The sequence below is a fragment of the Massilia sp. YIM B02763 genome (genome assembly GCF_030412015.1).
Classification (GTDB): Bacteria; Pseudomonadota; Gammaproteobacteria; order Burkholderiales; family Burkholderiaceae_D; genus Telluria.
The window spans coordinates 59,846-81,055 of record NZ_JASNRD010000004.1; the positions used below are offsets into that span (position 1 = coordinate 59,846).

Below are 21,210 nucleotides of genomic sequence, written 5' to 3' on the forward strand. Positions count from 1 at the left end.
CAGTAGTTACAGGCGACCGTTTATTGCACCTTATTAAGTGGTGCCGGCAACAACTGCTTCAAAATCGCGTCGGCCACGCCGAAGGCGCGCTGGTTGGCGATATTCCCGGCCAACATGTTGTCGACCATGTCCGTCATGTTCTGGTTGACGCGGTCGCGCGTGGGGCTGTCTTCCGGCGCCAGCGTGCGGGCGCTTTCGCGCATCTGGTGCAGCATGTGCGAGATGAAGAAGCTCTCGAATTCCACCGCGACCTTGGTCGCCTTGGCCACATAGGCCGGGTCGAGCGCGCCGTCGGCGGCGGCGGCCACCTTTTCATCCTTGGCGTTGTCGAGCGGGATCGGCTGGGCGGCCAGGGGATTGAGCTTGTTGTCCATCAGATCACCACCAGTTCGCCTTCGATCGCGCCGGCCTGGTCGAGGGCCTGCAGGATCGCCATGATGTCGTCGGGCGAAGCGCCCAGGCTGTTGACCACGTCGATGATGGTCTGCAGGCGCGCGCCCGGCGGCCAGTGGAACATCTGGCCGGAGCCCTGGTCCACCTGCACCTTCGACTGCGGGGTGACGGCGGTCTGGCCGCGCGACAGCGGGCCGGGCTGGCTCACCGCCGAGCTTTCCGAGATCACGACCTTGAGCGAGCCGTGGGTGACGGCGGCCGAGCGCACGCGCAGGCCGTCCGAGATCACCACGGTGCCGGTGCGCGAGTTGAACACGACCCTGGGCGTTTCCGCGCCCGCTTCGATGGGCATGTTCTCCAGGCGCGCGACGAAGGCCACGCGCTCGGTCGGGTTGGTCGGCGCGACCACCTCGATGCTGCTGCCGTCGGCGGTCGTCGCGATCGGGCCATAGCGGCGGTTGATCGCTTCGACGACGTTGGTGGCGGTATCGAAGTTCGGGTGGCGCAGTTGCAGCAGCACGTGCGCGCGGGTGGCGAAGTCGGTCGGGATCTCGCGCTCGATCTGGGCGCCGTTCGGGATCCGGCCGCCGGTGGGCGTGTTCACCGTCACCGAGGAGCCGCTCTTGCCGGAGGCCGACAGGCCGCCGACCACCAGGTTGCCCTGGGCCAGCGCATAGACTTCGTTGTCGGCCGCGCGCAGCTGGGTCAGCAGCAGCGTGCCGCCGCGCAGGCTTTTCGCATCGCCCAGCGAGGCCACGGTGACGTCGATCTGCTGGCCGCGGCGGTAGCCGGGCGGGAACACGGCCGAGACCATGACGGCCGCCACGTTCTTGTTCTTGGCGTCCTGGCCTTCCGGCATCTTGACGCCGAACTGCTTGAGCAGGTTGATCACCGACTGGCTCGAATACTTCACCTGGGTCGAGTCGCCGCTGCCGTTCAGGCCCACCACGAGGCCGTAGCCGACCAGCGGGTTCTCGCGCACACCTTCGACGCTGGCCAGGTTGCGCAGCGGCTGGGTGCGGGTCATCGGCAGGGCGGCGGCGCTGGCGGCTGACTTGACCGCGGGCGCGGCCGCGGCCGGCAGGCTGGCGATGGCGCACAGCGCCAGGCCGAGGGAAACGATCCGCGCGAGCGGACCGGTGCGAAGGAATCGGTTCATGTCGTCCTCAGAACGGCATCAAGGGGCCGGTGAAGAAGCGGGTCAGCCAGCCGGGGGAATTGGCATCGGCCAGCGTGCCCTGGCCGGAGTAGGCGATGCGCGCGTTGGCCACGCGCAGCGAGGACACCTGGTTGTCGCTGTCGATGTCGGCCGCGCGCAGGTAGCCTTTCAGGCGCAGGAATTCCTCGCCCTGGTTCAGTTGCAGGCGCTTTTCGCCGGCCACGCGCAGCAGGCCGTTGGGCATCACTTCCTGCACGATCACGGTCACGGCGCCGGACAGCGCGTTCTGCTGGGTGCTGGTGGCGTCGCCCTGGAAGCTGCGGTCGGCGTTGATGCCGATGGCGGTCTTGGGATAGGTCTTGCCGAGCGCGGCGAGCGGATCGACGGCGACGGTGGAGCCCTTGCTGAAGCTGGTGCCGGCCTTCTTGCTGGCCTGCGTGGTCTCCTGCAGGATCACCGTGACGACGTCGCCCACGCGGAACGCGCGCGCGTCCGAGGTCAGCGACACGGTGTCGGCGCTGAACACGCCGCCCGACACGCCGCGCCGCGCGGCCTGCGCCGGGGGCAGGTCGAACGGGTCGGCGGCGGGAGCGCGCAGCGGCACGTTCGAGGCGCAGCCCGTCAGCAGCGTGGCCGCGGCGAGGAAGCCGGCGGTGGCGAAGCGGATCATGATCAGCGCGCCGCCTGCGACAGGTACTGCAGCATGTTGTCGGCCGCGGACAGCACCTTGGTGTTCATCTCGTAGGTGCGCTGGGCGGCGATCATGTCGACCATTTCCTCGACCACCTGCACGTTCGAGCCTTCCAGCGCGCCCTGTTTCAGCTTGCCGAAGGCGCCGGTGCCCGGCACGCCCTCGTTCGGCGCGCCGCTGGCGCCCGTTTCCGAGAACAGGTTCTCGCCCAGCGCCTGCAGGCCGGCCGGATTCACGAAGGTGGTCAGCGTCAGCTGGCCCAGTTCGGTCGGCGCGGTGGTGCCCGGGACGGTCGCGCTGACCATGCCGTTCTCGCCGATGGTCAGTGCCGTCGCGTTGTTCGGGACGGTGATCTGCGGCACCAGGGGCAGGCCCTGGGCGTTGGTCAGCACGCCGTTCTGGTTGACCTGCAGCTGGCCGGCGCGGGTATAGGCCGGCTGGCCGTCCGGACGCAGCACCTGCAGGAAGCCGCTGCCCGAGATGGCGACGTCGAGCGGCTGGCTGGTGGTCTGCAGGCTGCCGTTGGTGAACACCTTCTGGGTGCCGACGATGTGCGTGCCGTTGCCCAGCTGGGTGCCGTTGCTGACCGTGTTGTCGGCGGTCTGGGCGCCCGGCTGCTGGTCGACCTGGTAGAACAGGTCCTCGAACATGACGCGGTCGCGCTTGAAGCCGACCGTGTTCACGTTGGCCAGGTTGTTGGCGATGGCCTGCAGCTTCGCGTCCTGGGCCTGCACGCCGGTCTTGCTGATCCACATTGCTGGATTCATGATGTTCTCTCTCTCTTAATCGGTGGCAGGCGCTTATGCGCCGATCAGGCGGTTGCCCGTCTCGTTCATCTTGTCGCTGGCCTGGAACAGCTTCATCTGGATCTCGAAGCTGCGGTTCAGGCTCATGGTGGCGACCATTTCCTCGACCGCCGAGACATTGCTGCCTTCGAGGGCGCGCGGGCGCACCTTGACGTTCGGGTCGGCCGCCAGGTTGGCGCCGTCGCGCGAGACGATCAGGCCGGCCTCGTTCTTGGTCAGTTCCGTGCCTTCGGCATTCACCAGGCGCAGGCGGTCGACCGTCTGCATCTCGGTCGCGCCCTCGGTCAGGATCGAGATGGTGCCGTCGGTGGCGATCTCCACCGCGGTGTGCTGCGGCAGCACGATCGGGCCGCCTTCGCCCAGCAGCGCGTGGCCGTGCACCGACAGTTCGCCGTCGGGGCCGATCGCGATCTCGCCCGAGCGGGTATAGGCTTCGCCGTCGCCGTACTGCACGGCGAGGTAGCCCTGGCCGCCGATGGCCACGTCGAGCGCGCGTCCCGTCTCGCGCACGCTGCCGGCGCGGGTCGAGATGGTGTCGGCCTGGGTGGTGGCCATGTGCACGTCGTCGTAGCCGTAGCCGCCCAGTTCGACGTTGCCGGCCGTTTCCATGCTGGCGCGGTAGCCGGCGGTATCCATGTTCGCCAGGTTATTGGCGTGCACCTGCTGCGCGCGCATCAGGTGCGCGGCGCCGGAGGCGGCGGTGAAGATCAGTTTGTCCATGGTCGCTCGGCGTCTTACAGGGCCTGCATCAGGGCCTGCATCATCTGGTTCTCGGTGGTCAGGACCTTCGAGTTGGCCTGGTAGTTGCGCTGCGAGGTCATCAGGCCGACCAGTTCCGAGGTGATGTCGACGTTCGAGCCTTCCAGCGTGCCGGTGGTCAGCTTGCCCGACAGGCCCACGCCCGGGGTGTTGTACAGCGGGTCGCCTGAATTCGCGTTGGCGGTCCAGCTGGTGTCGCTGGTGGCGGTCAGCGCGCCTTCGTTCGGGAAGGTGGCGATGGCCAGCGTGCCGACCACCTGCGACTGGTCGTTGCTGTACTTGGCCACCAGCGAGCCGTCCGACGACAGTTCGACGCCGATGAAGGCGCCCGAGGCGTAGCCGTCGCTGCGGTTGGTGGTCGTGGTGGCGTCGCCGGCGTACAGGGTGCTGCCGGTGTAGTCGAAGGCGACGGAACCCGCCGTGGCTCCCGGGGCCTGGGCCGTCGTATAGGTGACGGTAGCAGTACCGCCGCCGGTCAGTTTGCCGTCGGTACCGAACGTGAGCGGCGCGGTGCCGGCCACCGTCGCGGCGCCGTCGAACGAGTAGTACACCTGGACGCTGTTGCTGCCGTTCTTGACGAAGTACTGCGACACGGTGTGCTGCGCGCCCAGCGAGTCGTACACGAGCGACTGCTTGACCATGTTGTAGCTGGCGGTGTTGTCCTTGTTGAACGCGACGGTCGGCGTCTTCCAGTCGGACGACATGTTGCCGACGTAGTCGATGCCCTTGGTGGCCACGGCGGGGATCTGGCCCGTCGGTACCTGGATGTCGCCCATCGCACCCAGCGCGCTGCCTGCGGTGGTCGGACCGTAGCCCTGCACGCGCTTGCCGTTGCTGTCGATCAGGTAGCCCTGCACGTCGGCCGAGAAGATGCCCACGCGGCTGTAGGTGAGGCCGCCCTGCAGGTCGCGGCTGACGAAGAAGCCGCGGCCGTCGATGGCGGCGTCCAGCGCGCGGCCGGTGGTCACGGCCGAACCGTTCTGGGCGATGCTCTGGGTGATCGAGCCGATCTCCACGCCGTTGGCCTTGGTGCCGGCATACACGGACGAGAAGTTGGCGCGGCTGCTCTTGAAGCCGTAGGTGGCCGCGTTGGCGATGTTGTTCGAGACGGTGGTCAGTTGTTCGTTGATGGCCTGGATGCCGGACAGTGCGATGTCGAAGCTCATGTCGATTCCTTAATGTTCTCTGGAGCGGTAGAGGAGGGGGCTCAGGAGCCCGTCTTGCCGTTGAAAGCGGTAACGTACGAAGGATCGACGTCGCCCAGGTTGGACACCTGCAGCACGACGCCGCCGCTGGTCACGCGCACGCTGTTCAGGCGCGCCGACACTTCGATCGTGGGCGAGCTGCCGTCCGACGGCTTGGCCGCGATCTTGTAGGTGCCCGGCGCCAGGCCGAGCGCGTCCGGGTCGATCGTGAATGCCTGCGCGCCCGATGCGTGGGTGCCCAGGTCGATCGTGGTCTGGCGGCCGTCGCTGCCGGTCAGCACCAGGCTGGTGCCCGTGCTCAGGCCGTTCAGGTTGACGATGCCGGACACCTTGTTGCCCTCCAGCTTGACGGTGTCGGTCACGACCGACACGTCGGAACCCACCTGGCCGCCCAGCGCCAGCGTCTGCAGGCTGGCCAGCACGCTGGCGTTGGCGCTGGTGAGCTTGGACAGGTCCTGCAGCGCTTCCGTCTGCGACAGCTGCGACAGCTGGTTCACGTATTCGGTCGGGTCCTGCGGCGACAGCGGATCCTGGTTCTGGATCTGCGCGACCAGCAGCTTGGTGAACATGTCGCGGTTGGCATCGGTCGAAGCCTGGGTCGCGACCTTGGCATCGGCGTTGGCCGCGGCGTTGCTGCCGAACTGGCTGTTGGTGGCGGACGTCGTGGTCGTCATCAGTTGTCTCCCAGCTTGAGCAGCGACTGCTGCATGGATTTGATGCGGCCCAGCACCTCGACATTGGTCTCGAAGGCGCGCGACGCGGTCATCATGTCGGCCATCTCGGCCACTTCGTTGACGTTGGTGTAGTACACCATGCCGTCGGCGTCGGCCTTGGGGTTGTCCGGCTCGTGCGCGCGGCGCAGCGGCTCGGCGCTCTCGACGACGTCGAGCACCTGCACGCCGCCGCCGTTGTCGCCGCCCATGAAGGTCGAGAACACCGGCTTGCGCGCGCGGTAGGCTTCGGCCTCGGAGCCGGCGGACGCGTTGGCGTTGGCCAGGTTGCTGGCGATCGTGTTCAGGCGCACCGATTGCGCGGTCATCGCCGAACCGGCGATCTGGGAAATATCCTTGAAGCCCATTGCTATGCCTTACCGGGTGGGCGCGTTACTGGCCGTTGATGGCTTTCGCCAGGCCGCGCAACTGCATGTTGATGAAGGTCAGACTGGTCTGGAAGTCCGATGCGTTCTGCGAAAAGGCGGCCTGCTCGACGCCGATCTCGACGGTGTTGCCGTCGGCGCTCGGGTGGAAGGGCACGCGGTACAGCGCTTCGCCGTCGCCCAGGCTCGGTTCGCCGTTCTCGCTGTCGATGCGTTCCTGCAGCATGGCGCCGAAGTCGACGTCACGGGCCGTGTAGCCGGGGGTGCTTTCGTTCGCGATGTTTGCCGCCAGCACTTTCGTGCGTTCGGCGCGCAAGGCGAGCGTGTCGGCATGCACTCCGAGCGCCTCCTTGAAATTGATCGTCATTGCAGGACCTCCGTCGTGTGGACCACCGGGCCAAAATTGCACCCGGCAATGGATTGGTTAGAATCTGGCTTTTGTCAGCCGCTATTCTCTAATGATTGCTTTCTGTAAGGCAACCCTTGTCGTTTCGATACTGGCGCTCGTTTCGGCGTCCGCGCAAGCGGCACAACCATCGGTTCCGATGCAAATCGAACAAGCCGCGCGCGCCGAACTGGAGCGGCAAATGGCGGCTTCCGGCTTGACCGAACCGCAGTTCGACGTCGCCGTCGTGACCCGCCGCGCCGCGCCGCCGTGCGCCCAGAATGTCGCCGTCGAGACGCTGGATACCCGTTCTCCCCAGAGGATGCGCTTCCTGGCGCGCTGCAACGACGCCCCCGGATGGCGGCTCGAGTACGTGGTCCGCGCGCGCGTCTCGGCGATGGTGGCGGTGGCCGCCGCGCCGGTCGCGCCCAACGAAGCGTTGACCGATGCACAAGTCACGCTGGAGCGCCGCGACATCTCGAACGTTGCCGATCCGATCACGACTCCCGAAGATGCGGTCGGACAAATGTCACGTCGCATGTTGCGTCCAGGAGACATCTTGCGCAGCGGCCAGCTGTCCAGCCCCGTCCTCGTCAAGCGCGGCGATGCCGTCGTCATGACCGCGCGCCGCGACGGCATCGAAGTCAGCACGGCCGGCGAGGCGCTGGACGCGGGCGCCAGGGGCGCCGTGATCCGCGTGCGCAATGCCAATAGCGGGCAGGTCGTGCGCATGCGCGTGGCCGGGGCAGGAGAAGTCGAGCCCATCGATTCAGCCGTCAACCGCTGATACCCTGCAATTTCCCCGCCAGGCGCGCGAGCTTGGCGGCATACGCCGGGTCGGTCGCATAGCCGCCCTTGGCCAGCGCGCCCGCGAAGGCCTGGGCGTCGTTGCCGGCGCCCAGCGCGCCGCGGAAACGCGGGTTATCGGTCAGCATGCGCGCATAGTCGCGGAAGGCGCTGGCCTGGTCCGGATAGGCGCGGAAACGCGCACTGGTCTTGACGGCCGCGCCGCCCACGTATTCGGTGGTCTGGTTTTCGGCCACGTCGCCGTTCCAGCTGTTGCCTGCCTTGATGCCGAACAGGTTGTAGGTCGAGCTGCCGTCGCTGTTGCGCAGGGGGCGCTGGCCCCAGCCGGATTCCAGCGCGGCGTGGGCCGACACCAGTTCCGGCGCCACGCCCAGCCGGTCGGCCGCTTCGCGCGCCCATGGGGCGATGCTTTCCAGGAAGGCCTGCTGGTCGGGCGAGGCCGTGCCGTCGCCGGCGCCATCGACGCCCACGACGCCGGCCGCGCTGGCGGCCTGCTGGCTGCGCGCGGCCCACATGCGGCCCTCGGCCGACAGGCTGGCGCTGCTCGTGAAGTCGTCGCTGCCCTGACGGATGAAGGTGGCGACCTCGCCCTGCACCTCGTTGAAGATGCCCGAGAATTTCACCGAGGCGTTGCCGCCGTTGGACAGCGGCGCCGTCGCCTGCGTGGCCGCGGTCGGGCTCAGGGCCGGGATGGACGTCGTGAATTCAGCGTGGCGCATAGGTCGCCTCCTCGCCGTACAGCACGCGCTGCATCACGCCATGCTGCTCCGCCATCAGGCTGCCGTTGCGCAGCGTCGCTTCCTTGCAGTCGCGCACCAGCGCTTCGAGCTGGGTCCAGGCCCGGGAGGCGGCATCGCGGCGGGCGGCGTCGAGCGTGGCGAACAGGTCGCCCATCGTGGCTTGCGGGCCGAGCAGGGCGCGCACGAGCTGCACGCGCTGCTTGCGTCGTTCTTCCATCGCGTCCAGCTGCGGCATGAGCTGCCCGGCCAGTTCGGCCAGCTCGGCGCCGTGGCGGCGCAGGGCGGCCTGGAACTGGCGTTCGAGCAGCTCGCGGACGGCGCCGCAGGCGGCGATGTCGCCCTGGATGCCGTCCAGCAGGCGGGCGACGGCCTGGTCGCGGGTCATGCGGGTTGCGCTCATGCCATCAGCCCTTGCTGCCGTGGAAACGCTGGATCGCGCCGGCCAGGCGGCCCGCGTCGAACGGCAGCTCGCCCTTGGCCAGCGCGTCGCGCAGTTCGGCCACGCGGGCGGCATCGAAGTCGGGCAGGGCGGCCAGCGCGGCCTGGGCCGGCTTGAGCACGCTCGATTCCAGCACCGCGTCGGTAGCGGCGGCGGCGGCCGGCGCGGCAACGGTAGCGCCGCCCGTCTGCGGATTGAGCTGGATGGAGGGAGTGGAGACGCCTGTGATCTTCATGCGCTGTCCTCGGGATTTCGATTGGATCGTCATGGTTTGTTCGCCAGTTGGCCGCGCAGTTCCTGCAGCGCCTGTTCGCCCGGTTTCGAGATCGCCACGTCCTTGGTCAACGAGTCGGTCGCGGCCGGAGGGCCGAACATGCTCTTGATGCTCGCGGCCTGGCCGCTGGTCAGGATCATGAGTTCGATGCGGCGGTTGATGGCGGCATCCGCGTGGTCCGGATCGATGGGCGCCTGGTCGGCCATGCCGACCAGTTGCAGCACGCTTTCGCTGCGCATGCCGCCGCTCAGCAGTTCCCCGCGCGCGGCCAGGGCGCGGTTGGCCGACAGGCTCCAGTTGGAATAGCCGGTCGGACCTTTATAAGTGTACTGCAAGGAATCAGTGTGGCCCACAATCAACATCTGATTTTCCATTTTTTCGAACAGCGGGGCCATCGCACGCAACAGTTTTGCGAACTTGTCGGTCGGCAGCGGGCTGCCGCGCACGAACATGCCCTGGCGGTCCGTATCGTGCAGCATCACGCGCAAGCCCGTCGGGGTGACCACCGTGGCAAGATTCGATGCCAGGCCGGCATCGGCGCTCATCTTTTGCAGCGCATGGGCCAGCGCCGCCAGTTCCGACGCGGATTCGTAGCGGGTGCGCGCCGCGGTCTGGGCGCCGGCGTTCGGGCCCTTGGCGCCGCCGTCGCTCCTCGGCATCTGGAAGCGCTCGATCAGGCTGCCGGCCGGGTTGGTCGCCAGTTCCGGCTTGCGGCCGGTGGATTCCAGCATGCCGTTGGCCATGTTGTCGCGCACGATCTTCTTGGCCTGCTGGGCGTCGCGCGAGGCGATCAGCCACAGCACGAGGAACAGCGCCATCAGCGCCATGCAGAAGTCGGCGAACGCCACCTTCCAGGCGCCGCCGTGCTCGTCGTCGTGGTGCTTGCCGCCGCCACGCTTGACGATGGTTTCCTCGTGGTGCTTGTCGCCCTTCTTGTTCGCTTGCACTGCGCGCTCCGTTTAGGCCTTGCGCTTGGCCGCGCCGGCATCTTCGCCGTCGGCCATCGCATTGATCCACGCTTCCAGCTGGGCGAAGCTGGGCTTCGTGTTCAGCTGGATCAGGCGCCGGCCGGCGTCGATCGCCAGCAGGGGCGGCTTGCCGGCCACGTGGGTGCACAGCACGACCTTGACCGTTTCCATGGTCGACGCTTCCGAGTTGACCAGCTGCTTCATCATGCCCGAGATCGGGTCCAGCACGCCGTAGCAGAAGAAGATGCCGATGAAGGTGCCGACCATCGCGGCGCCGATGCGCTCGGCGATCTCGGCGGTGTCGGCGCCTTCGCCGACCGAGTTCATGGTCAGCACGATGCCCAGCACGGCGGCCAGGATGCCAAAGCCCGGCATCGCCTCGGCCACCTTGTGCAGCGACTTGGCCGGCTGCGAGAGTTCCTCGTGGATGGCTTCCAGTTCCTGTTCCAGCACGCCTTCCAGCTCGTGCGCGTTGATCTTGCCCATGGCCATCAGGCGGAAGTTGTCGACGATGAAGGCCAGCAGCTTCGGCTCTTCCAGGATCAGCGGGTAGCGCTGGAACATCGGGCTTTCCTTGGGCGCCTCGACGTGGGCGTCCAGGGCCTTCAGGCCGCCGGCGGCGGTCTGCAGCAGTTCGTACATCAGCAGCAGCAGCTGGCGCTGGAATTCCGAGTCGTGCTTGTGTTTGCCGGCGATCTTCTTCATCTGCACCAGCAGTTCGGCCAGCACGTGCTTGGGGTTGGCCAGCACGAGGGCGCCGAGGGCGGCGCCGCCGATGACGACCAGCTCGGTCGGGTGCCAGATCGCGCCGAAGGTGCCGCCCATCAGTGCGAAGCCGCCGAACACGGCGCCAAGCACGATCAGGATGCCAAGGATTTGCATGATTGTTACCTCTCTCTTGTTCTTTGTGGACGCGTTCAGGCCTGGGCCAGCGCGGCTTTCATCTTGGCCAGCGCGCTCTTGTTGAGCTGGCAGACGCGGGCGTCGGACAAGTCCAGCACCGCGGCGATTTCCTTGTAGCTGAGCTCGAACTCGTAGATCATCTGGATCACCCGCTGCTCCTTCTCGTTGAGGGCGCCCAGCGCCTGTTCGAGGCTGCGCCGCACCAGGAACTGCTGCTCCGGGCCCGGCGCGCTGTGTTCCTGCTCGGTCGCTTCCTGCAGCACTTCGTCGAAGCTGAGCATCTCTTCGGCGACGTCGTCGAGCAGGAACTGGCGCCATTCTTCCTGGGTCAGGCCGAGCGCCTCGGCCGCTTCCCGGTCGTTCGGCTCGCGGCCCAGGCGGCGCGTGAGCGCGCGCACGGCGTCGCGCAGCTTGTGGCTGTCCTGGCGCACGGCGCGCGGCCGCCAGTCCTGGCGCCGCAGTTCGTCGAGGATGGCGCCGCGCACGCGCAGCGAGGCGTAGCTGGAAAAGCCGGCGTCGGGCGCGCCGTAGCGGCGCAGCGCCTCGAGCAGGCCCATCAGCCCGATCTGTTCCATGTCCTCGCGTCCCATGGCGCCCGACGCCTGCGAATTGAGCTGGCGCGCGATGCGCTTGACCAGCGGCGCGTAGGCGAGCAGGTGGCGCTGCTCTTCCTTCTCGCTCATGCCCGCGTGAAGCGCGGCGTCGGCGTATTCGCTGCTGGCGTAGCTGTCGGCGTAGTCGGTCATGTAGGCCACGTCATTCCCCGCTGGTCGGTATCGTCATTCGATGATCAGCTTGCCGATCATGACTTGTGCGAACGGCTTCTCGTTGTGCGCCTGCTCGTAGTCGGCGTCGAAGGACTTGTTCAGCGCCGCGGCGTACTGCTCGACCGTCATGGCGGATGCCTCGGCCATCGTGTACGACGACAGGGTGCGCACCGCCAGGCTGCGCAGCAGCGGCAGGTTTTCCTTGGTTTCCTTTTCCTTGGCGGGATCGGCGGCGAGCACGAGGTCGGTCGACAGGTAGTGCGTGTCGGTGTCGTCCGGGCCGCGGCGCAGCATCACGATCACCTTTTCCAGGGTGACGTACTTGAGCGGCTTGCCTTCCTTCGGTTTTTCCTCTTCCACCTTCTTGGCGGAGCCCGCCGCCGCGGCGGGCTTGGGCATGAACCACCAGACGGCGCCGCCGGCGCCGGCGGCGCTGACGACCACGGCACCGGCAATGGCGACAATCATCTTGACTTTGCTGTTCATCGTTATTTACTCATCGAGCCTAGTTGAATAGGACGGGATGGGGCCCGTGTCATGAATCGCGTCCGCCCAGCGTGAAGGCGGAGGCGTTGGTGCTGGCCTCGGCCAGGGCGCGGCCCGGGGCGGTGTCTCCCTGGTCGCGGCCCTGCTGGCGGCCGCGGCCCTGTTGCTGCGGATCGCCGAACGGCGCGGCGCCGTTCTTCGGCGCCGGCGTCACCGTCACGGCGACATCGGTGTACTGGCGCTGCGACAGGTCGCTGCGCAGGTTGTCGCTGACGGTCTGCAGCTGGCGCAGCACCTCGCCGTTGGACGCCGAGATGTTCACCTCGAGCGTGCCGGCGCTGTGGCGGATCGCGATGTCGATGCGGCCCAGCTGCGGCGGCTCGAGGCGGATCACGGCCTGCTCGACGTTCTTGCCGACCTGGACGTTCAGGCGCTCGCCCAGCGCTTCCTGCAGGCTCTGGCGCCATGCGGTCGGCGGGCCGGACAGCTTGACGGTATCGGCGGCCGCCTGCGCCGGCGCGCTGCCGGCGACGGCGGCGCCGGCGACCGGCGTGGCCGTGGCCTGCGTGCCGGCGTGGTCGGCGCCGCCGTCCTTGGCATCGGCGCCGCCGGCGTTGCCGGCATCGACGTGGACCGCCACGCGCAGGGCGGCGCTACCGTCCTGTTGCGCGGCCTGCGCCGTTGCCGGCTGTGCCGGGGCGGGCGTCGCGGGCGTGGCGGCCTGCACTGCCGCCTTCGTCGCGGCTTGTGCGGCGGCTTGTGCGGCAGCCTGCGCCGCGGCCAGTTGCGGCTGGGCGGCGCGCGCACCGTCCTGGCCCACAGCGTCGGCGGCCGGGGCGTCGGCGCCGGCGCCGGCATCCCTGGCGCCGGCCTGACCGCCCTGGGCCGCCTGCAGCGCCTGCGCGACCTGGGCCGCGGGCAGGGGCATCAGCGGCATCGCCATCGCGGCCAGCAGCGCATTGTCCGGTGCGGGGGCGGCGGCATCGTCGCTGCCGTCGCCCGCCGCGTCCTGGCCGTCCGCTGCCGCGGGGGCCGTGCCGTCGGTGCCATCGGCCTTTGCCGCCTTGGCGGCGAGCGACGCCTGCAGCGCCTGCGCGTCGGCCTGCTGGCCGAGCCACTGGGCGAACGGCTGCGCGCCCGGGGCGGGGCTGGAGGATGCGCCGGCGCCGGCCGAGGCAGCGGCGCCGGGGTTGGCCGCGCTGTCCGCCGCGGCGGTGGCGCCCGCGGCCGGCTGGGCGCCCGGCGCCGCCTGGACCGCCGGCGCCGGCGCTGCCGGCGTGGACGAGGTGAAAGTGGAGAGCATCATGGTCATTCCTGGCTTGCGCCTTCTTCTATATCGTTGTGCATCGCGTAGGCGAGCCAGCCTTCCTTGTTGGCGCGCATCGTTTCCAGGCGCGTCGCGAGTTCCCGGGCGGCCGCGGCGGCGGCGGCCGCCGCGTCGTCGTGCTGGCTGCGCAGGCGCACCAGCACCAATCGTTCGGCCGCATTCCACGGGCCGCGCGCGGCCAGCGCCTGCAGGGCGGGACCGAGGGCGCGCGCATGCTCGCCCAGCTTGTCCCAGTCGGCGCCGGCGGCGGCGGCCTGCAGGGCGTCGCCCATGGCCAGCAGCCGCGCGCGGCGGTCGCCCTGGACGCGCGTCGTGTCCTTATCCATTGCGCGCCTGCACGCCGGCCCAGCCCGCGCGGATCGTGGTCATGATCTTCACGACTTCGTCGATCATGGCCGGGTCCTGCTTGATGCCGGCGCCGTGCAGATGCTGGACGCAGAACTCGTACAGGTTGGACAGGTTCGACACCACCTGGCCGCCGCCGTCGAAGTCGAGCGAGCTGGACAGGCCATTGATGATGTCGATGCACTTGTTGAGGCTGGCTGCGCGCTGTTCGTAGCGCTTCGCCACCATGTGCGCGCGCGCCCGGGCCAGCTCGTCGAGCAGGCCGTCGGTGAGCAGCAGCACCAGCTCGACCGGCGAGGCGCGCGAGGTTTGCGCGTCCAGGCTGGTGGCGTGATAGCTGCCGTAGGCTTCTTGGTAGGACATCGGTGTTCTCTCAGGATTATTTCTTGTCGTCGCCGAACAGGGCGTCGAGCATCGTCAGGTTGGTCTGCATCGTCGACTGCAGGGTCTGCAGGTCGGTGAACTGCTTCAGGTAGCGGTCGTAGGACGAGTTGTACTGGTTGTCGCGCTTGGTCTGCAGGTCCGTGATCGCGGCCTGCGCCTTGCCGTTCGCCTCGGTGCGGCTCTTGAGCTGGCCGTTGGCGCTGTTGCTCCACTGGTTCAGGTAGGTGTTCAGCGCGCCGGCGGCGCCGCTCGGCGCGCTGGCGCTGCTCGAACCGAGCAGCTTGTCCAGCCCGTTCGGGTCGACCAGCAGCTGCTTGTTCAGGCGCGTCGTATCCAGCGACAGCGTGCCGTCGCGGTTGGCGATGATGCCGTAGGCCGCCAGCGAGCTCGAGCCCGTCGGGCGCAGGATCGACACCAGCTGGCTTTGCAGCGACTGCACGCCCGAGTCGTGGGCGAAGCCGCCGGCCGCCGTGCCGGCCGCCGCGTCGCCCGGCGCCAGCAGGGCATCGATGGAGGACTTGAGCTTGTTGTAGGCATCGACGAAGGCCTGCACGTTCTTGGCGGTACCGCCGCTGTCGCTGGCCACGGTGAGCGTGATCGGGTTCTCGGTGCTGGACTGGGCGCGCGTCACGGTCAGCGACACGCCGTCGATGTTGGTGAAGGTGTTCGACGATTGCTTGATCGGGGTGCCGGTCTTGCCGCCCAGGAGGACGATCGCATCCTGCGCCGCCGTGACGATGGTGCGGTTGCCCAGGCCCGACTTCAGGGTCGCGTCGCTCACGCCGGAAGCGTCCAGCGAGATCGTGTTGGCGACGCCCGTGTTCTTCGAGGTCATGACCAGGCGCGTCTCGTTGCCGATCGTGACGACGCCGGCCGAGACCTGGCCGTTGTTGCCGGACGCCTTGTTGATCGCGGCGGCCAGCTCGCGCACGCTGATCTTGCCGTCGCTGTCGGTATCCGCCGTCGCCGACAGGTCGACGTCGAAGGTGACCGGGGTGCCGGTGGCGCCTGCCGTTTCGTCGGACAGCTTGACGGTCAGCTTGCCGCCCGGCGTGGCCGCATTGGTGATGTTGTTGTACGAGACCTGGCCCGCAGTGGCGATCTGCTGCACGAACAGGCTGTAGGTGCCGGCGGCCGCCTGCGGCTTGGCGGCGGCGCTGCCGATGGTGGTGTCGGAGACGGTGGCGCTCGACGCCAGCACCGACTTGCCCAGGCCGGTGAGCGAGGCGAGCGAGGTCTGGAAGGTCGAGATCGCCGAGCTCAGCGTCGTCAGGGCCTTGGCCGTGGCCGAGGTCGACGCGGTCTGCGACGTGATCTTGCTGTCCAGGGCGGACACGGCCTTTTCCGCCAGGGCTGCGGCTGTCGAAGTCGGTTCGTAGGTCGGTGCGGTGATCGTGCTTGCCATGCTGGCTCCTTGTCCTTGTCGTTGTCGTTGCGTTGCTTGCGTGTCGATCAGCCGGCGCGGCCGGCCAGCCACGACTGGGTCGCGACATCGTCTTCACGCTTGCGCTGGCCGCGCTCCTGCGCGTGCGCGAACGCCGTCTCGTGTTTCTCGAGTACCTTGCCGAGCAGTTCGCGGCGGGTCCAGGCCTGGGCCAGGTTGCGCTGCGAGACCGCCATGTTCGCCTCGTGCAGGTGCAGGTCGGTGCGGTGCACGTCGGCCAGCGCGAACACGGCCTGCTTGTAGTCGCCGCAGTTCATCGCCAGCAGCGGCGACAGCGGACGGCTCCCAGCGGTGGCAGATGCGCCGCTGCCCTCGGCCAGCGCGGTCAGCTTGTCGACGCTGGACTGGTAGCGCGCCCGCACCGCTTCCTGCTTCGCCATCTCGGCCTGCAGGCGCTCGACTTCCGTGCTGCGCAGGCGCACCAGGGTGTCCAGACTCCGTATCGTGTTCGTGCTCGTGTTCTTCTTCGTCATGCCATCAACGCCTTCAGTTGTTCGATCGCCGGGGCGAACGGCGTGTCTTCGCGCGTGCCCTGGCACAGGAATGCCTCGATGTGCGGATGCAGCTTCACGGCGCGGTCGGTCTCCGGATCGGCGCCGGGCTGGTAGGCACCCAGCGGGATCAGGTCGCGCACGCGCGCGTGCCTGGCCATCGTCGCCTTGAGCTTGCGCGCTGCCTGCGCATGTTCCGGCGCGACCACCTGCGCCATGCAGCGGCTGATCGACTGGGCCACGTCGATGGCGGGGTAGTGGCCGCGCTCGGCCAGTTCGCGCGACAGCACGATGTGGCCGTCGAGGATCGCGCGCGCGCTGTCCACCACCGGATCCTGCTGGTCGTCGCCTTCGGCCAGCACCGTATAGATGGCGCTCATGCTGCCGCTCGCGCCTTCGCCGTTGCCGGCCGATTCGACCAGCTGCGGCATGTGCGAGAACACCGACGGCGGATAGCCGCGCGTGGCCGGCGGTTCGCCCAGCGACAGCGCCACTTCGCGCAGCGCCATCGCGTAGCGGGTCAGCGAATCGCACAGCAGCAGCACGTTCTGGCCGCGGTCGCGGAAGTGCGCGGCGATCGAATGGCACAGCTCCGTCGCCATCACCCGCATCAGCGGACTTTCGTCGGCCGGCGCCACCACCAGCACGGCGCGTTTCAAGCCATCGGGGCCGAGCGAGCGCTCGACGAACTCGCGCACCTCGCGGTTGCGCTCGCCGATCAGGCCGACCACGATCACGTCGGCCACGGTCTGGCGCGTGATCAGGCCGAGCAGCACCGACTTGCCGACGCCGGAACCGGCCATCAGGCCTACGCGCTGGCCCTTGCCGAGCGTCAGCATGGCATTGATCGCGCGCACCCCCACGTCCAGCGGTTCCTCGACCGGCGCCTTCTTCAGCGGATTGACGCGCGGCGGCGTCGTCGACAGCACCTGGTCGCCGCCCAGGCGTCCCAGCCCGTCGATCGGTTCGCCCAGCCCGTTCACCATGCGTCCCATCCAGGACGGGCCGATCGAGATGCTGGACGGGCCGGCGGCCGGCACCACGCGGGCGCCGGTGGCCAGGCCGTCGGCCTTCTTGAACGGCATCAGGTAGGTGACCTTGTCGCGGAAGCCGACCACCTGGGCGTCGAGCCAGTCGCCGTCGACGGTCTCGATGCGGCAGCGCTGGCCCGTGTGCAGCTTGCAGCCGACGCTCTCGAGCAGCAGGCCCTGGACCGCGACCAGGCGCCCGGTGGGCGTGGCCACCGGCACCGCGCCGATCTCGAGCGAGCGCAGGGTATCGGCGAGGGCGCTCACGCGGCCTCCTTCTCGTCGTCGGCGGCGAGCAGCGCGTCGTGGACCTGCTCCATGCACGCGGCCAGGCGGCCCTGGCAACCGGCGTCGACTTCATGGTCGCCCGACTTGACGCGGCATTCGCCCGGCTCGAGGCTCGGGTCGGGCAGCAGGTTCCATTTCTTGGCGCGCTTCGGATCCAGTTCCTGGATGCGCTTGAGCTCTTCCGGATTGAGCAGCACCTCGACCTCGTCGCGCGACGGCGGCATCGCGGCCAGCGCCTCGTCGACCAGGTTCAGCATCTGTACCGGCTGCAGCGCGAGTTCGGCGCGGATCACCTGGCGCGCGATCTTGCCGACCAGGTCCACGACTTCCTTGCGCTGGGCGTTGCGGTATTCGGTGGCCAGCGTCTTCAGGCTCTCCAGCATGGCGTCGACCGGCTGGGCCAGCGACTCCAGGTGCGCCAGCGCGCGTTGCATGCCTTCTTCGTGGCCGCGCGCCGCGCCTTCGGCATGGCCGGCCGCGTAGCCTTCGGCCTGGCCCTGCTCGAGGCCGCGCGCATGGCCGGCGTCGTAGCCGTCCTGCTGGCCCTGGGCATAGCCGTCCGCGACCGCGCCCTGCCAGTCCGCTTCCGAGGACGGGGAGGGCGCGTCGCCGTCCGCACCGTGCTTCTTGGGTGCGAGCTGGGCCAGCGGCGGGAAGTGGAAAGGCCGGAACTGCTTCATTCGGCGGTCGCCTCGGCAAACAGCTGCACTTCGATCTCACCGTTGTCGACCAGTTCCTTCACCTGCGCCATGATCTCGCGGCGGGTCTGCTCGATGCGCGACATCGGCACGGGGCCGGAGCGGCGCATCAGGTCCTCGAAGCTTTGCGCCTGGCGCTTGGGCATGGCGCCCAGCAGGGCATCGCGCAGGGCCGGCTCGGCGCCCTTGAGGGCGATCGCCCACTGCTCCAGCGGGATCTCGTCGAGCAGGCGCGTGATGGTCTGTTCGGTCTGGCGCGACAGGATGAAGAAGTCGTACATCGACATCTCGATCTGCGACACGACGTCCGGGTCGTGGGCGCGCAGCAGCTCCACCATGCCGGCGCGGTTGTTCGGCAGGCGATTCAGGATCTCGGCGGCCTGGCGCACGCCTTCCACCGTGGTGCTCTGGGTGTCGAGGGCGGCCAGGCAGCGCGTCACCAGGTCTTCCAGCTCGCGCAGCAGGTCGCGGTCGATCTCTTCCAGGCGCGCCAGGTTCAGCAGCACCAGCTCGCGGCCTTCTTCCGGCAGCGCGTCGATGATCTGGCCGGCCAGCGCGGGCGGCAGGAAGGCCAGGAACACGGCCTGCATCTGCACGTGCTCGGCGGCGATGTATTCGGCCAGCCACTTCGGCGAGGCGTACTGCAGGCGCGCCATCATCGGGCGGATCGCGTCGCCGTAGATCGTGTTCAGCACGCTGTTGGCGATGTCGCTGCCCAGCGCCAGGTCGAGCGAGCGCTTCAGGTAGGTGCGCGAGGCGCCGTGCAGGCCGCTCTGCTGGCGGTAATCGTCGAAGAACTTCTGGATCGAGGACTTGACGGCGTCGACCTTGATGCCGCTCATCCGGCTCATCACCTGGGTCAGCTCGATCAGTTCTTCGCGCTCGAGGCAGCGCAGCACGGCCGCAGCCGGTTCCTCGCCGATGGACAGCAGCACGATGGCGGCCTGTTCGACCGGGCTCAGTGCCACTTCCTGCTCGTCGTTATTGTCGAAATCAGCCATTTTTCTTCTGCACCCATTGTTTCACGACTTCCGCCACCCGTTCCGGCTCCTTGCCGGCCAGGACCTTCAGGTGATCGACCAGCACGTCCACGGCCGAACCGGCCGGCGGCAAGTCGTAGTTTTCCAGCAGCGGCTGGACCGGCAGCGCGCCGGCCAGCGCCGGCGCCGTGCCCGGCAATGCCGCGAGCGCTGCACCTGCCGCGCCTTCCGGCGCGCCCAGGGCGGCGGCACCGCCTGCCGGCGCGGCGCCCGCCAGGGCCGGCGCGGCGCCGGCGGGAATCGTCGCCAGCGGCGCGGCCGGGGCCAGGCGCTGGGTCGCGATGCGCATCAGCGGGCGCAGGACCAGGAACCAGCCCAGGATGGCGCCGACCGCCCACATCGCCCAGCCGGTCATGTCGGCCACGTTGTCGCGTTCCTGCCACCAGGGCTCGGGCGCCACCGGTGCCGGGAAGGTCAGCGAGGACACGGCCAGCACGTCGCCGCGCTTGGCGTCGATGCCCAGGCCGCCGCGCAGGATCTTGTCGATGTTGGCGATTTCGGCCGCCGTCCATCCCGTCTTCGGCGTCGTCGCCGTGGCATTGTTCAGCACCACCGCCACCGACAGCTTCTTCAGGCGGCCGCGCGAGCGCTTGATCTGGGTGATCGCGCGGTCGTAGGCGTACTGGCGGGTGGTGGCGTTCTTGCGCGCGCTGCCGTCGTCGGCCTTGGCGTCGGTGGCGGCGGCGCCGTCCGTGGCGACCGGGTTCTGCGGCACCGGCGGGCGGTTCGACAGGGTGCCCGGCACGCCCATCGGCATGCGGTTCTTCTCCATCTCCTCGCGCATCGCCTCGCTCGTGACCTTCGGCGCGGCGCCGTAGGTTTCCTGGGTTTCCTCGACCTTGTCGTTGTCGACGTCGGCCGTCACGCTGACCTTGTAGTTGTTGGCGCCCAGGATGGGGCCCAGCAGTTCGTTGACGTTGGCGCGGGTCTCGTCCTGGAAGCGCTTGGCGGCGGCGTCGCCCTGGGCGGCGCCGTCGAAGCCGTCGGCCAGGTCGACGCGCGAGGACAGGTAGTTGCCGTTCTGGTCGACCAGCGACACGCGGTTCGGGGCCAGGCTGGCCACGCTGCCCGAGACCAGGTTGACGACGGCGGCGATCTGCTCGTTCGACAGGGTCTTGCCCGGCTTGAGCGAGACGACGACCGAGGCGGACGACTTGTCGCCGTCGCTGGCGACGAAGGATGTCGACTTGGCGATCGCCAGGTGAACTCGCGCCGAGGCGATGGCGTCGATCGTCAGGATCGACTGCGCCAGTTCGCCTTCCAGGCCGCGCCGGAAGCGCACGTCCTGCACGAACTGCGACACGCCCAGCGGGTCGTTCTTGTCCATCAGTTCCAGGCCGGCCGGCAGCTGCGCGGTCACGCCCTTGGCGGCCAGCAGCATGCGCACCTTGCCCAGCTGGCCCGACGGAACCATCACCTGGCCCGACTCGGGGTGCACGCGGTAGGGGATGTGCTCCGCTTCGAGCACGCTCATCATGTCGCTGGCGGCGACCTTCTCGCGCGCGCCGAACACCGGCTTGTAGCCTGCCTGGTCGTTCCACATGTAGAGCATGAGCGCGGCGGTGATGCCGATGGCGAGCACCAGCATCGGGGTCAGGTTCTTCGACAGCGCCGGCGGCATGGCCAGGCGCTTGCCCGCGAGGGCGGTTTTGAGGGCGGCAATCACGTCGCTGTTTCCTGTCAGACGGGCAGTTTGAGCAGCTCGTCCACGGCGCCCATGACCTTGTTACGAACCTGCATCAGCATCGAGAACGACAGGCTGGCCTGCTGCGAGGACAGCATGGCGCCGACCAGGTCGTCGCTCTTGCCGCTGTCCACCGCCGCCATCTTCTCGCCGGCCGCGCGCTGTTCGTTGTCGACGCTGGCGACCGCGTCCTTCATGGCCTGCGTGAACGAGACGTTGCCGTCGGCGCCCTGCATGAGCTGGCCGGCGTCCATGGCCGGCGCCACGGAGAGCCGGGCGGCATCGTTGTTCAGCGCAGCCAGGTCGGCGCGGATCAGACCGGCAAGTTCAGTTCCCATCGTGTTGGACTCCATGCTGAATGCGTTGATGATTGGTAAATAATGTGCACCGAGTATCAGTGAAAAGTTGCCGAACAATTCATTGTATTACTTGAATTGTTAAATTTTCAGTGTCTCGCCGCTGCTTGGTTTCTCTCGCGGAACCAGAGAGAATAGCTGCTGTCGTTGAATTGCCCTGGACGGATTTTTTTGGATTTCCGGGCATTGATGAGTGCATCTTACCGTAGGGCAATCAGTAAATCAAAGAGGAATATCATCAGATGCG

At 68.4% G+C, this 21,210-nt stretch carries 27 protein-coding genes; 1 reads left to right on the top strand and 26 read right to left on the bottom strand.

The window, feature by feature from the left end:
• Positions 1-20 precede the first annotated feature (20 nt).
• From QPK32_RS07795 to flgB, 9 genes are read right to left on the bottom strand one after another with little or no spacing between them, the layout of a single operon-like run.
• Positions 21-374 (bottom strand): rod-binding protein, encoded by a 354-nt coding sequence (locus QPK32_RS07795; protein ID WP_290412228.1) that lies wholly within the window; start codon positions 372-374, stop codon positions 21-23.
• Positions 374-1,552, bottom strand: coding sequence for a flagellar basal body P-ring protein FlgI (locus tag QPK32_RS07800; RefSeq protein WP_374046711.1), 1,179 nt, complete (start codon positions 1,550-1,552; stop codon positions 374-376). The genes QPK32_RS07795 and QPK32_RS07800 overlap by 1 nt, the downstream gene beginning before the upstream one ends.
• 7 nt (positions 1,553-1,559) lie before the next feature.
• Positions 1,560-2,222 (bottom strand): flagellar basal body L-ring protein FlgH, encoded by a 663-nt coding sequence (flgH, locus tag QPK32_RS07805; protein ID WP_290412229.1) that lies wholly within the window; start codon positions 2,220-2,222, stop codon positions 1,560-1,562.
• Positions 2,223-2,224: 2 nt separating this feature from the next.
• The gene (flgG, locus tag QPK32_RS07810) at positions 2,225-3,010 is read right to left on the bottom strand and encodes a flagellar basal-body rod protein FlgG (protein WP_290412230.1); all 786 of its coding nucleotides are present in this window, start codon (positions 3,008-3,010) and stop codon (positions 2,225-2,227) included.
• A 33-nt stretch (positions 3,011-3,043) separates the two neighbouring features.
• Positions 3,044-3,769 (bottom strand): flagellar basal body rod protein FlgF, encoded by a 726-nt coding sequence (locus QPK32_RS07815; protein WP_290412231.1) that lies wholly within the window; start codon positions 3,767-3,769, stop codon positions 3,044-3,046.
• Between the two features lie 14 nt (positions 3,770-3,783).
• Positions 3,784-4,974, bottom strand: coding sequence for a flagellar hook protein FlgE (locus QPK32_RS07820; RefSeq protein WP_290412232.1), 1,191 nt, complete (start codon positions 4,972-4,974; stop codon positions 3,784-3,786).
• A gap of 41 nt (positions 4,975-5,015) precedes the next feature.
• Positions 5,016-5,687, bottom strand: coding sequence for a flagellar hook capping FlgD N-terminal domain-containing protein (locus QPK32_RS07825; protein ID WP_290412233.1), 672 nt, complete (start codon positions 5,685-5,687; stop codon positions 5,016-5,018).
• On the bottom strand, positions 5,687-6,091 hold the full coding sequence (flgC, locus tag QPK32_RS07830) for a flagellar basal body rod protein FlgC (protein WP_290412234.1): 405 nt from the start codon (positions 6,089-6,091) through the stop codon (positions 5,687-5,689). The genes QPK32_RS07825 and flgC overlap by 1 nt, the downstream gene beginning before the upstream one ends.
• A gap of 25 nt (positions 6,092-6,116) precedes the next feature.
• Entirely contained in the window at positions 6,117-6,476 is a 360-nt protein-coding gene (flgB, locus tag QPK32_RS07835; protein WP_290412235.1) for a flagellar basal body rod protein FlgB, read from the bottom strand.
• A gap of 178 nt (positions 6,477-6,654) precedes the next feature.
• Here flgB and flgA point away from each other — a divergent pair, with 178 nt between their 5' ends.
• Positions 6,655-7,281: a flagellar basal body P-ring formation chaperone FlgA gene (gene flgA / locus QPK32_RS07840; RefSeq protein ID WP_290412236.1), complete on the top strand. Its 627-nt coding sequence runs from the start codon at positions 6,655-6,657 to the stop codon at positions 7,279-7,281.
• Here the strand turns inward: flgA and QPK32_RS07845 are convergent.
• Genes QPK32_RS07845 through QPK32_RS07925 form a run of 17 tightly spaced genes read right to left on the bottom strand, consistent with a single transcriptional unit; the run spans position 7,271 to position 20,945 of the window.
• Entirely contained in the window at positions 7,271-8,020 is a 750-nt protein-coding gene (locus tag QPK32_RS07845) for a glucosaminidase domain-containing protein (RefSeq protein ID WP_290412237.1), read from the bottom strand. The genes flgA and QPK32_RS07845 overlap by 11 nt on opposite strands.
• Positions 8,007-8,441, bottom strand: coding sequence for a flagellar export chaperone FlgN (gene flgN, locus QPK32_RS07850; protein ID WP_290412238.1), 435 nt, complete (start codon positions 8,439-8,441; stop codon positions 8,007-8,009). Before flgN ends, QPK32_RS07845 begins: the two co-directional genes overlap by 14 nt.
• Positions 8,442-8,445: 4 nt before the next feature.
• On the bottom strand, positions 8,446-8,715 hold the full coding sequence (gene flgM, locus QPK32_RS07855) for a flagellar biosynthesis anti-sigma factor FlgM (protein ID WP_290412239.1): 270 nt from the start codon (positions 8,713-8,715) through the stop codon (positions 8,446-8,448).
• A 29-nt stretch (positions 8,716-8,744) separates the two neighbouring features.
• On the bottom strand, positions 8,745-9,701 hold the full coding sequence (locus QPK32_RS07860; protein ID WP_290412240.1) for a flagellar motor protein MotB: 957 nt from the start codon (positions 9,699-9,701) through the stop codon (positions 8,745-8,747).
• A gap of 12 nt (positions 9,702-9,713) precedes the next feature.
• Positions 9,714-10,607, bottom strand: a complete 894-nt coding sequence (motA, locus tag QPK32_RS07865) for a flagellar motor stator protein MotA (RefSeq protein WP_290412459.1) — start codon at positions 10,605-10,607, stop codon at positions 9,714-9,716.
• Between the two features lie 32 nt (positions 10,608-10,639).
• A complete protein-coding gene (locus QPK32_RS07870; protein ID WP_290412241.1) occupies positions 10,640-11,371 on the bottom strand; it encodes a FliA/WhiG family RNA polymerase sigma factor in 732 nt (243 codons plus the stop codon).
• 33 nt (positions 11,372-11,404) lie between these two features.
• On the bottom strand, positions 11,405-11,878 hold the full coding sequence (fliL, locus tag QPK32_RS07875) for a flagellar basal body-associated protein FliL (protein WP_290412242.1): 474 nt from the start codon (positions 11,876-11,878) through the stop codon (positions 11,405-11,407).
• 49 nt (positions 11,879-11,927) lie between these two features.
• Positions 11,928-13,184: a flagellar hook-length control protein FliK gene (locus tag QPK32_RS07880; RefSeq protein WP_290412243.1), complete on the bottom strand. Its 1,257-nt coding sequence runs from the start codon at positions 13,182-13,184 to the stop codon at positions 11,928-11,930.
• Between the two features lie 2 nt (positions 13,185-13,186).
• Positions 13,187-13,531, bottom strand: coding sequence for a hypothetical protein (locus QPK32_RS07885; protein ID WP_290412244.1), 345 nt, complete (start codon positions 13,529-13,531; stop codon positions 13,187-13,189).
• The gene (fliS, locus tag QPK32_RS07890) at positions 13,524-13,913 is read right to left on the bottom strand and encodes a flagellar export chaperone FliS (RefSeq protein WP_290412245.1); all 390 of its coding nucleotides are present in this window, start codon (positions 13,911-13,913) and stop codon (positions 13,524-13,526) included. The genes QPK32_RS07885 and fliS overlap by 8 nt, the downstream gene beginning before the upstream one ends.
• A 16-nt stretch (positions 13,914-13,929) precedes the next feature.
• On the bottom strand, positions 13,930-15,339 hold the full coding sequence (fliD, locus tag QPK32_RS07895; protein ID WP_290412246.1) for a flagellar filament capping protein FliD: 1,410 nt from the start codon (positions 15,337-15,339) through the stop codon (positions 13,930-13,932).
• Positions 15,340-15,386: 47 nt separating this feature from the next.
• Positions 15,387-15,851 (bottom strand): flagellar FliJ family protein, encoded by a 465-nt coding sequence (locus tag QPK32_RS07900; RefSeq protein WP_290412247.1) that lies wholly within the window; start codon positions 15,849-15,851, stop codon positions 15,387-15,389.
• A complete protein-coding gene (fliI, locus tag QPK32_RS07905; RefSeq protein ID WP_290412248.1) occupies positions 15,848-17,164 on the bottom strand; it encodes a flagellar protein export ATPase FliI in 1,317 nt (438 codons plus the stop codon). The genes QPK32_RS07900 and fliI overlap by 4 nt, the downstream gene beginning before the upstream one ends.
• On the bottom strand, positions 17,161-17,865 hold the full coding sequence (gene fliH / locus QPK32_RS07910; RefSeq protein WP_290412249.1) for a flagellar assembly protein FliH: 705 nt from the start codon (positions 17,863-17,865) through the stop codon (positions 17,161-17,163). Before fliH ends, fliI begins: the two co-directional genes overlap by 4 nt.
• Positions 17,862-18,884: a flagellar motor switch protein FliG gene (locus QPK32_RS07915; RefSeq protein ID WP_290412250.1), complete on the bottom strand. Its 1,023-nt coding sequence runs from the start codon at positions 18,882-18,884 to the stop codon at positions 17,862-17,864. The genes fliH and QPK32_RS07915 overlap by 4 nt, the downstream gene beginning before the upstream one ends.
• A complete protein-coding gene (gene fliF, locus QPK32_RS07920; RefSeq protein WP_290412460.1) occupies positions 18,877-20,544 on the bottom strand; it encodes a flagellar basal-body MS-ring/collar protein FliF in 1,668 nt (555 codons plus the stop codon). Before fliF ends, QPK32_RS07915 begins: the two co-directional genes overlap by 8 nt.
• Positions 20,545-20,603: 59 nt before the next feature.
• Positions 20,604-20,945, bottom strand: a complete 342-nt coding sequence (locus tag QPK32_RS07925) for a flagellar hook-basal body complex protein FliE (RefSeq protein ID WP_290412251.1) — start codon at positions 20,943-20,945, stop codon at positions 20,604-20,606.
• Between the last annotated feature and the right edge of the window lie 265 nt (positions 20,946-21,210).

Coding starts and splice junctions, on each gene's coding strand:
- QPK32_RS07795 (WP_290412228.1), bottom strand. CDS start 374: ATGGACAACAAGCTCAATCCCCTGGCCGCCCAGCCGATCCCGCTCGAC.
- QPK32_RS07800 (WP_374046711.1), bottom strand. CDS start 1,552: ATGAACCGATTCCTTCGCACCGGTCCGCTCGCGCGGATCGTTTCCCTC.
- flgH (WP_290412229.1), bottom strand. CDS start 2,222: ATGATCCGCTTCGCCACCGCCGGCTTCCTCGCCGCGGCCACGCTGCTG.
- flgG (WP_290412230.1), bottom strand. CDS start 3,010: ATGAATCCAGCAATGTGGATCAGCAAGACCGGCGTGCAGGCCCAGGAC.
- QPK32_RS07815 (WP_290412231.1), bottom strand. CDS start 3,769: ATGGACAAACTGATCTTCACCGCCGCCTCCGGCGCCGCGCACCTGATG.
- QPK32_RS07820 (WP_290412232.1), bottom strand. CDS start 4,974: ATGAGCTTCGACATCGCACTGTCCGGCATCCAGGCCATCAACGAACAA.
- QPK32_RS07825 (WP_290412233.1), bottom strand. CDS start 5,687: ATGACGACCACGACGTCCGCCACCAACAGCCAGTTCGGCAGCAACGCC.
- flgC (WP_290412234.1), bottom strand. CDS start 6,091: ATGGGCTTCAAGGATATTTCCCAGATCGCCGGTTCGGCGATGACCGCG.
- flgB (WP_290412235.1), bottom strand. CDS start 6,476: ATGACGATCAATTTCAAGGAGGCGCTCGGAGTGCATGCCGACACGCTC.
- flgA (WP_290412236.1), top strand. CDS start 6,655: ATGCAAATCGAACAAGCCGCGCGCGCCGAACTGGAGCGGCAAATGGCG.
- QPK32_RS07845 (WP_290412237.1), bottom strand. CDS start 8,020: ATGCGCCACGCTGAATTCACGACGTCCATCCCGGCCCTGAGCCCGACC.
- flgN (WP_290412238.1), bottom strand. CDS start 8,441: ATGAGCGCAACCCGCATGACCCGCGACCAGGCCGTCGCCCGCCTGCTG.
- flgM (WP_290412239.1), bottom strand. CDS start 8,715: ATGAAGATCACAGGCGTCTCCACTCCCTCCATCCAGCTCAATCCGCAG.
- QPK32_RS07870 (WP_290412241.1), bottom strand. CDS start 11,371: ATGACCGACTACGCCGACAGCTACGCCAGCAGCGAATACGCCGACGCC.
- fliL (WP_290412242.1), bottom strand. CDS start 11,878: ATGAACAGCAAAGTCAAGATGATTGTCGCCATTGCCGGTGCCGTGGTC.
- QPK32_RS07880 (WP_290412243.1), bottom strand. CDS start 13,184: ATGATGCTCTCCACTTTCACCTCGTCCACGCCGGCAGCGCCGGCGCCG.
- QPK32_RS07885 (WP_290412244.1), bottom strand. CDS start 13,531: ATGGATAAGGACACGACGCGCGTCCAGGGCGACCGCCGCGCGCGGCTG.
- fliS (WP_290412245.1), bottom strand. CDS start 13,913: ATGTCCTACCAAGAAGCCTACGGCAGCTATCACGCCACCAGCCTGGAC.
- fliD (WP_290412246.1), bottom strand. CDS start 15,339: ATGGCAAGCACGATCACCGCACCGACCTACGAACCGACTTCGACAGCC.
- QPK32_RS07900 (WP_290412247.1), bottom strand. CDS start 15,851: ATGACGAAGAAGAACACGAGCACGAACACGATACGGAGTCTGGACACC.
- fliH (WP_290412249.1), bottom strand. CDS start 17,865: ATGAAGCAGTTCCGGCCTTTCCACTTCCCGCCGCTGGCCCAGCTCGCA.
- QPK32_RS07915 (WP_290412250.1), bottom strand. CDS start 18,884: ATGGCTGATTTCGACAATAACGACGAGCAGGAAGTGGCACTGAGCCCG.
- fliF (WP_290412460.1), bottom strand. CDS start 20,544: ATGCCGCCGGCGCTGTCGAAGAACCTGACCCCGATGCTGGTGCTCGCC.
- QPK32_RS07925 (WP_290412251.1), bottom strand. CDS start 20,945: ATGGGAACTGAACTTGCCGGTCTGATCCGCGCCGACCTGGCTGCGCTG.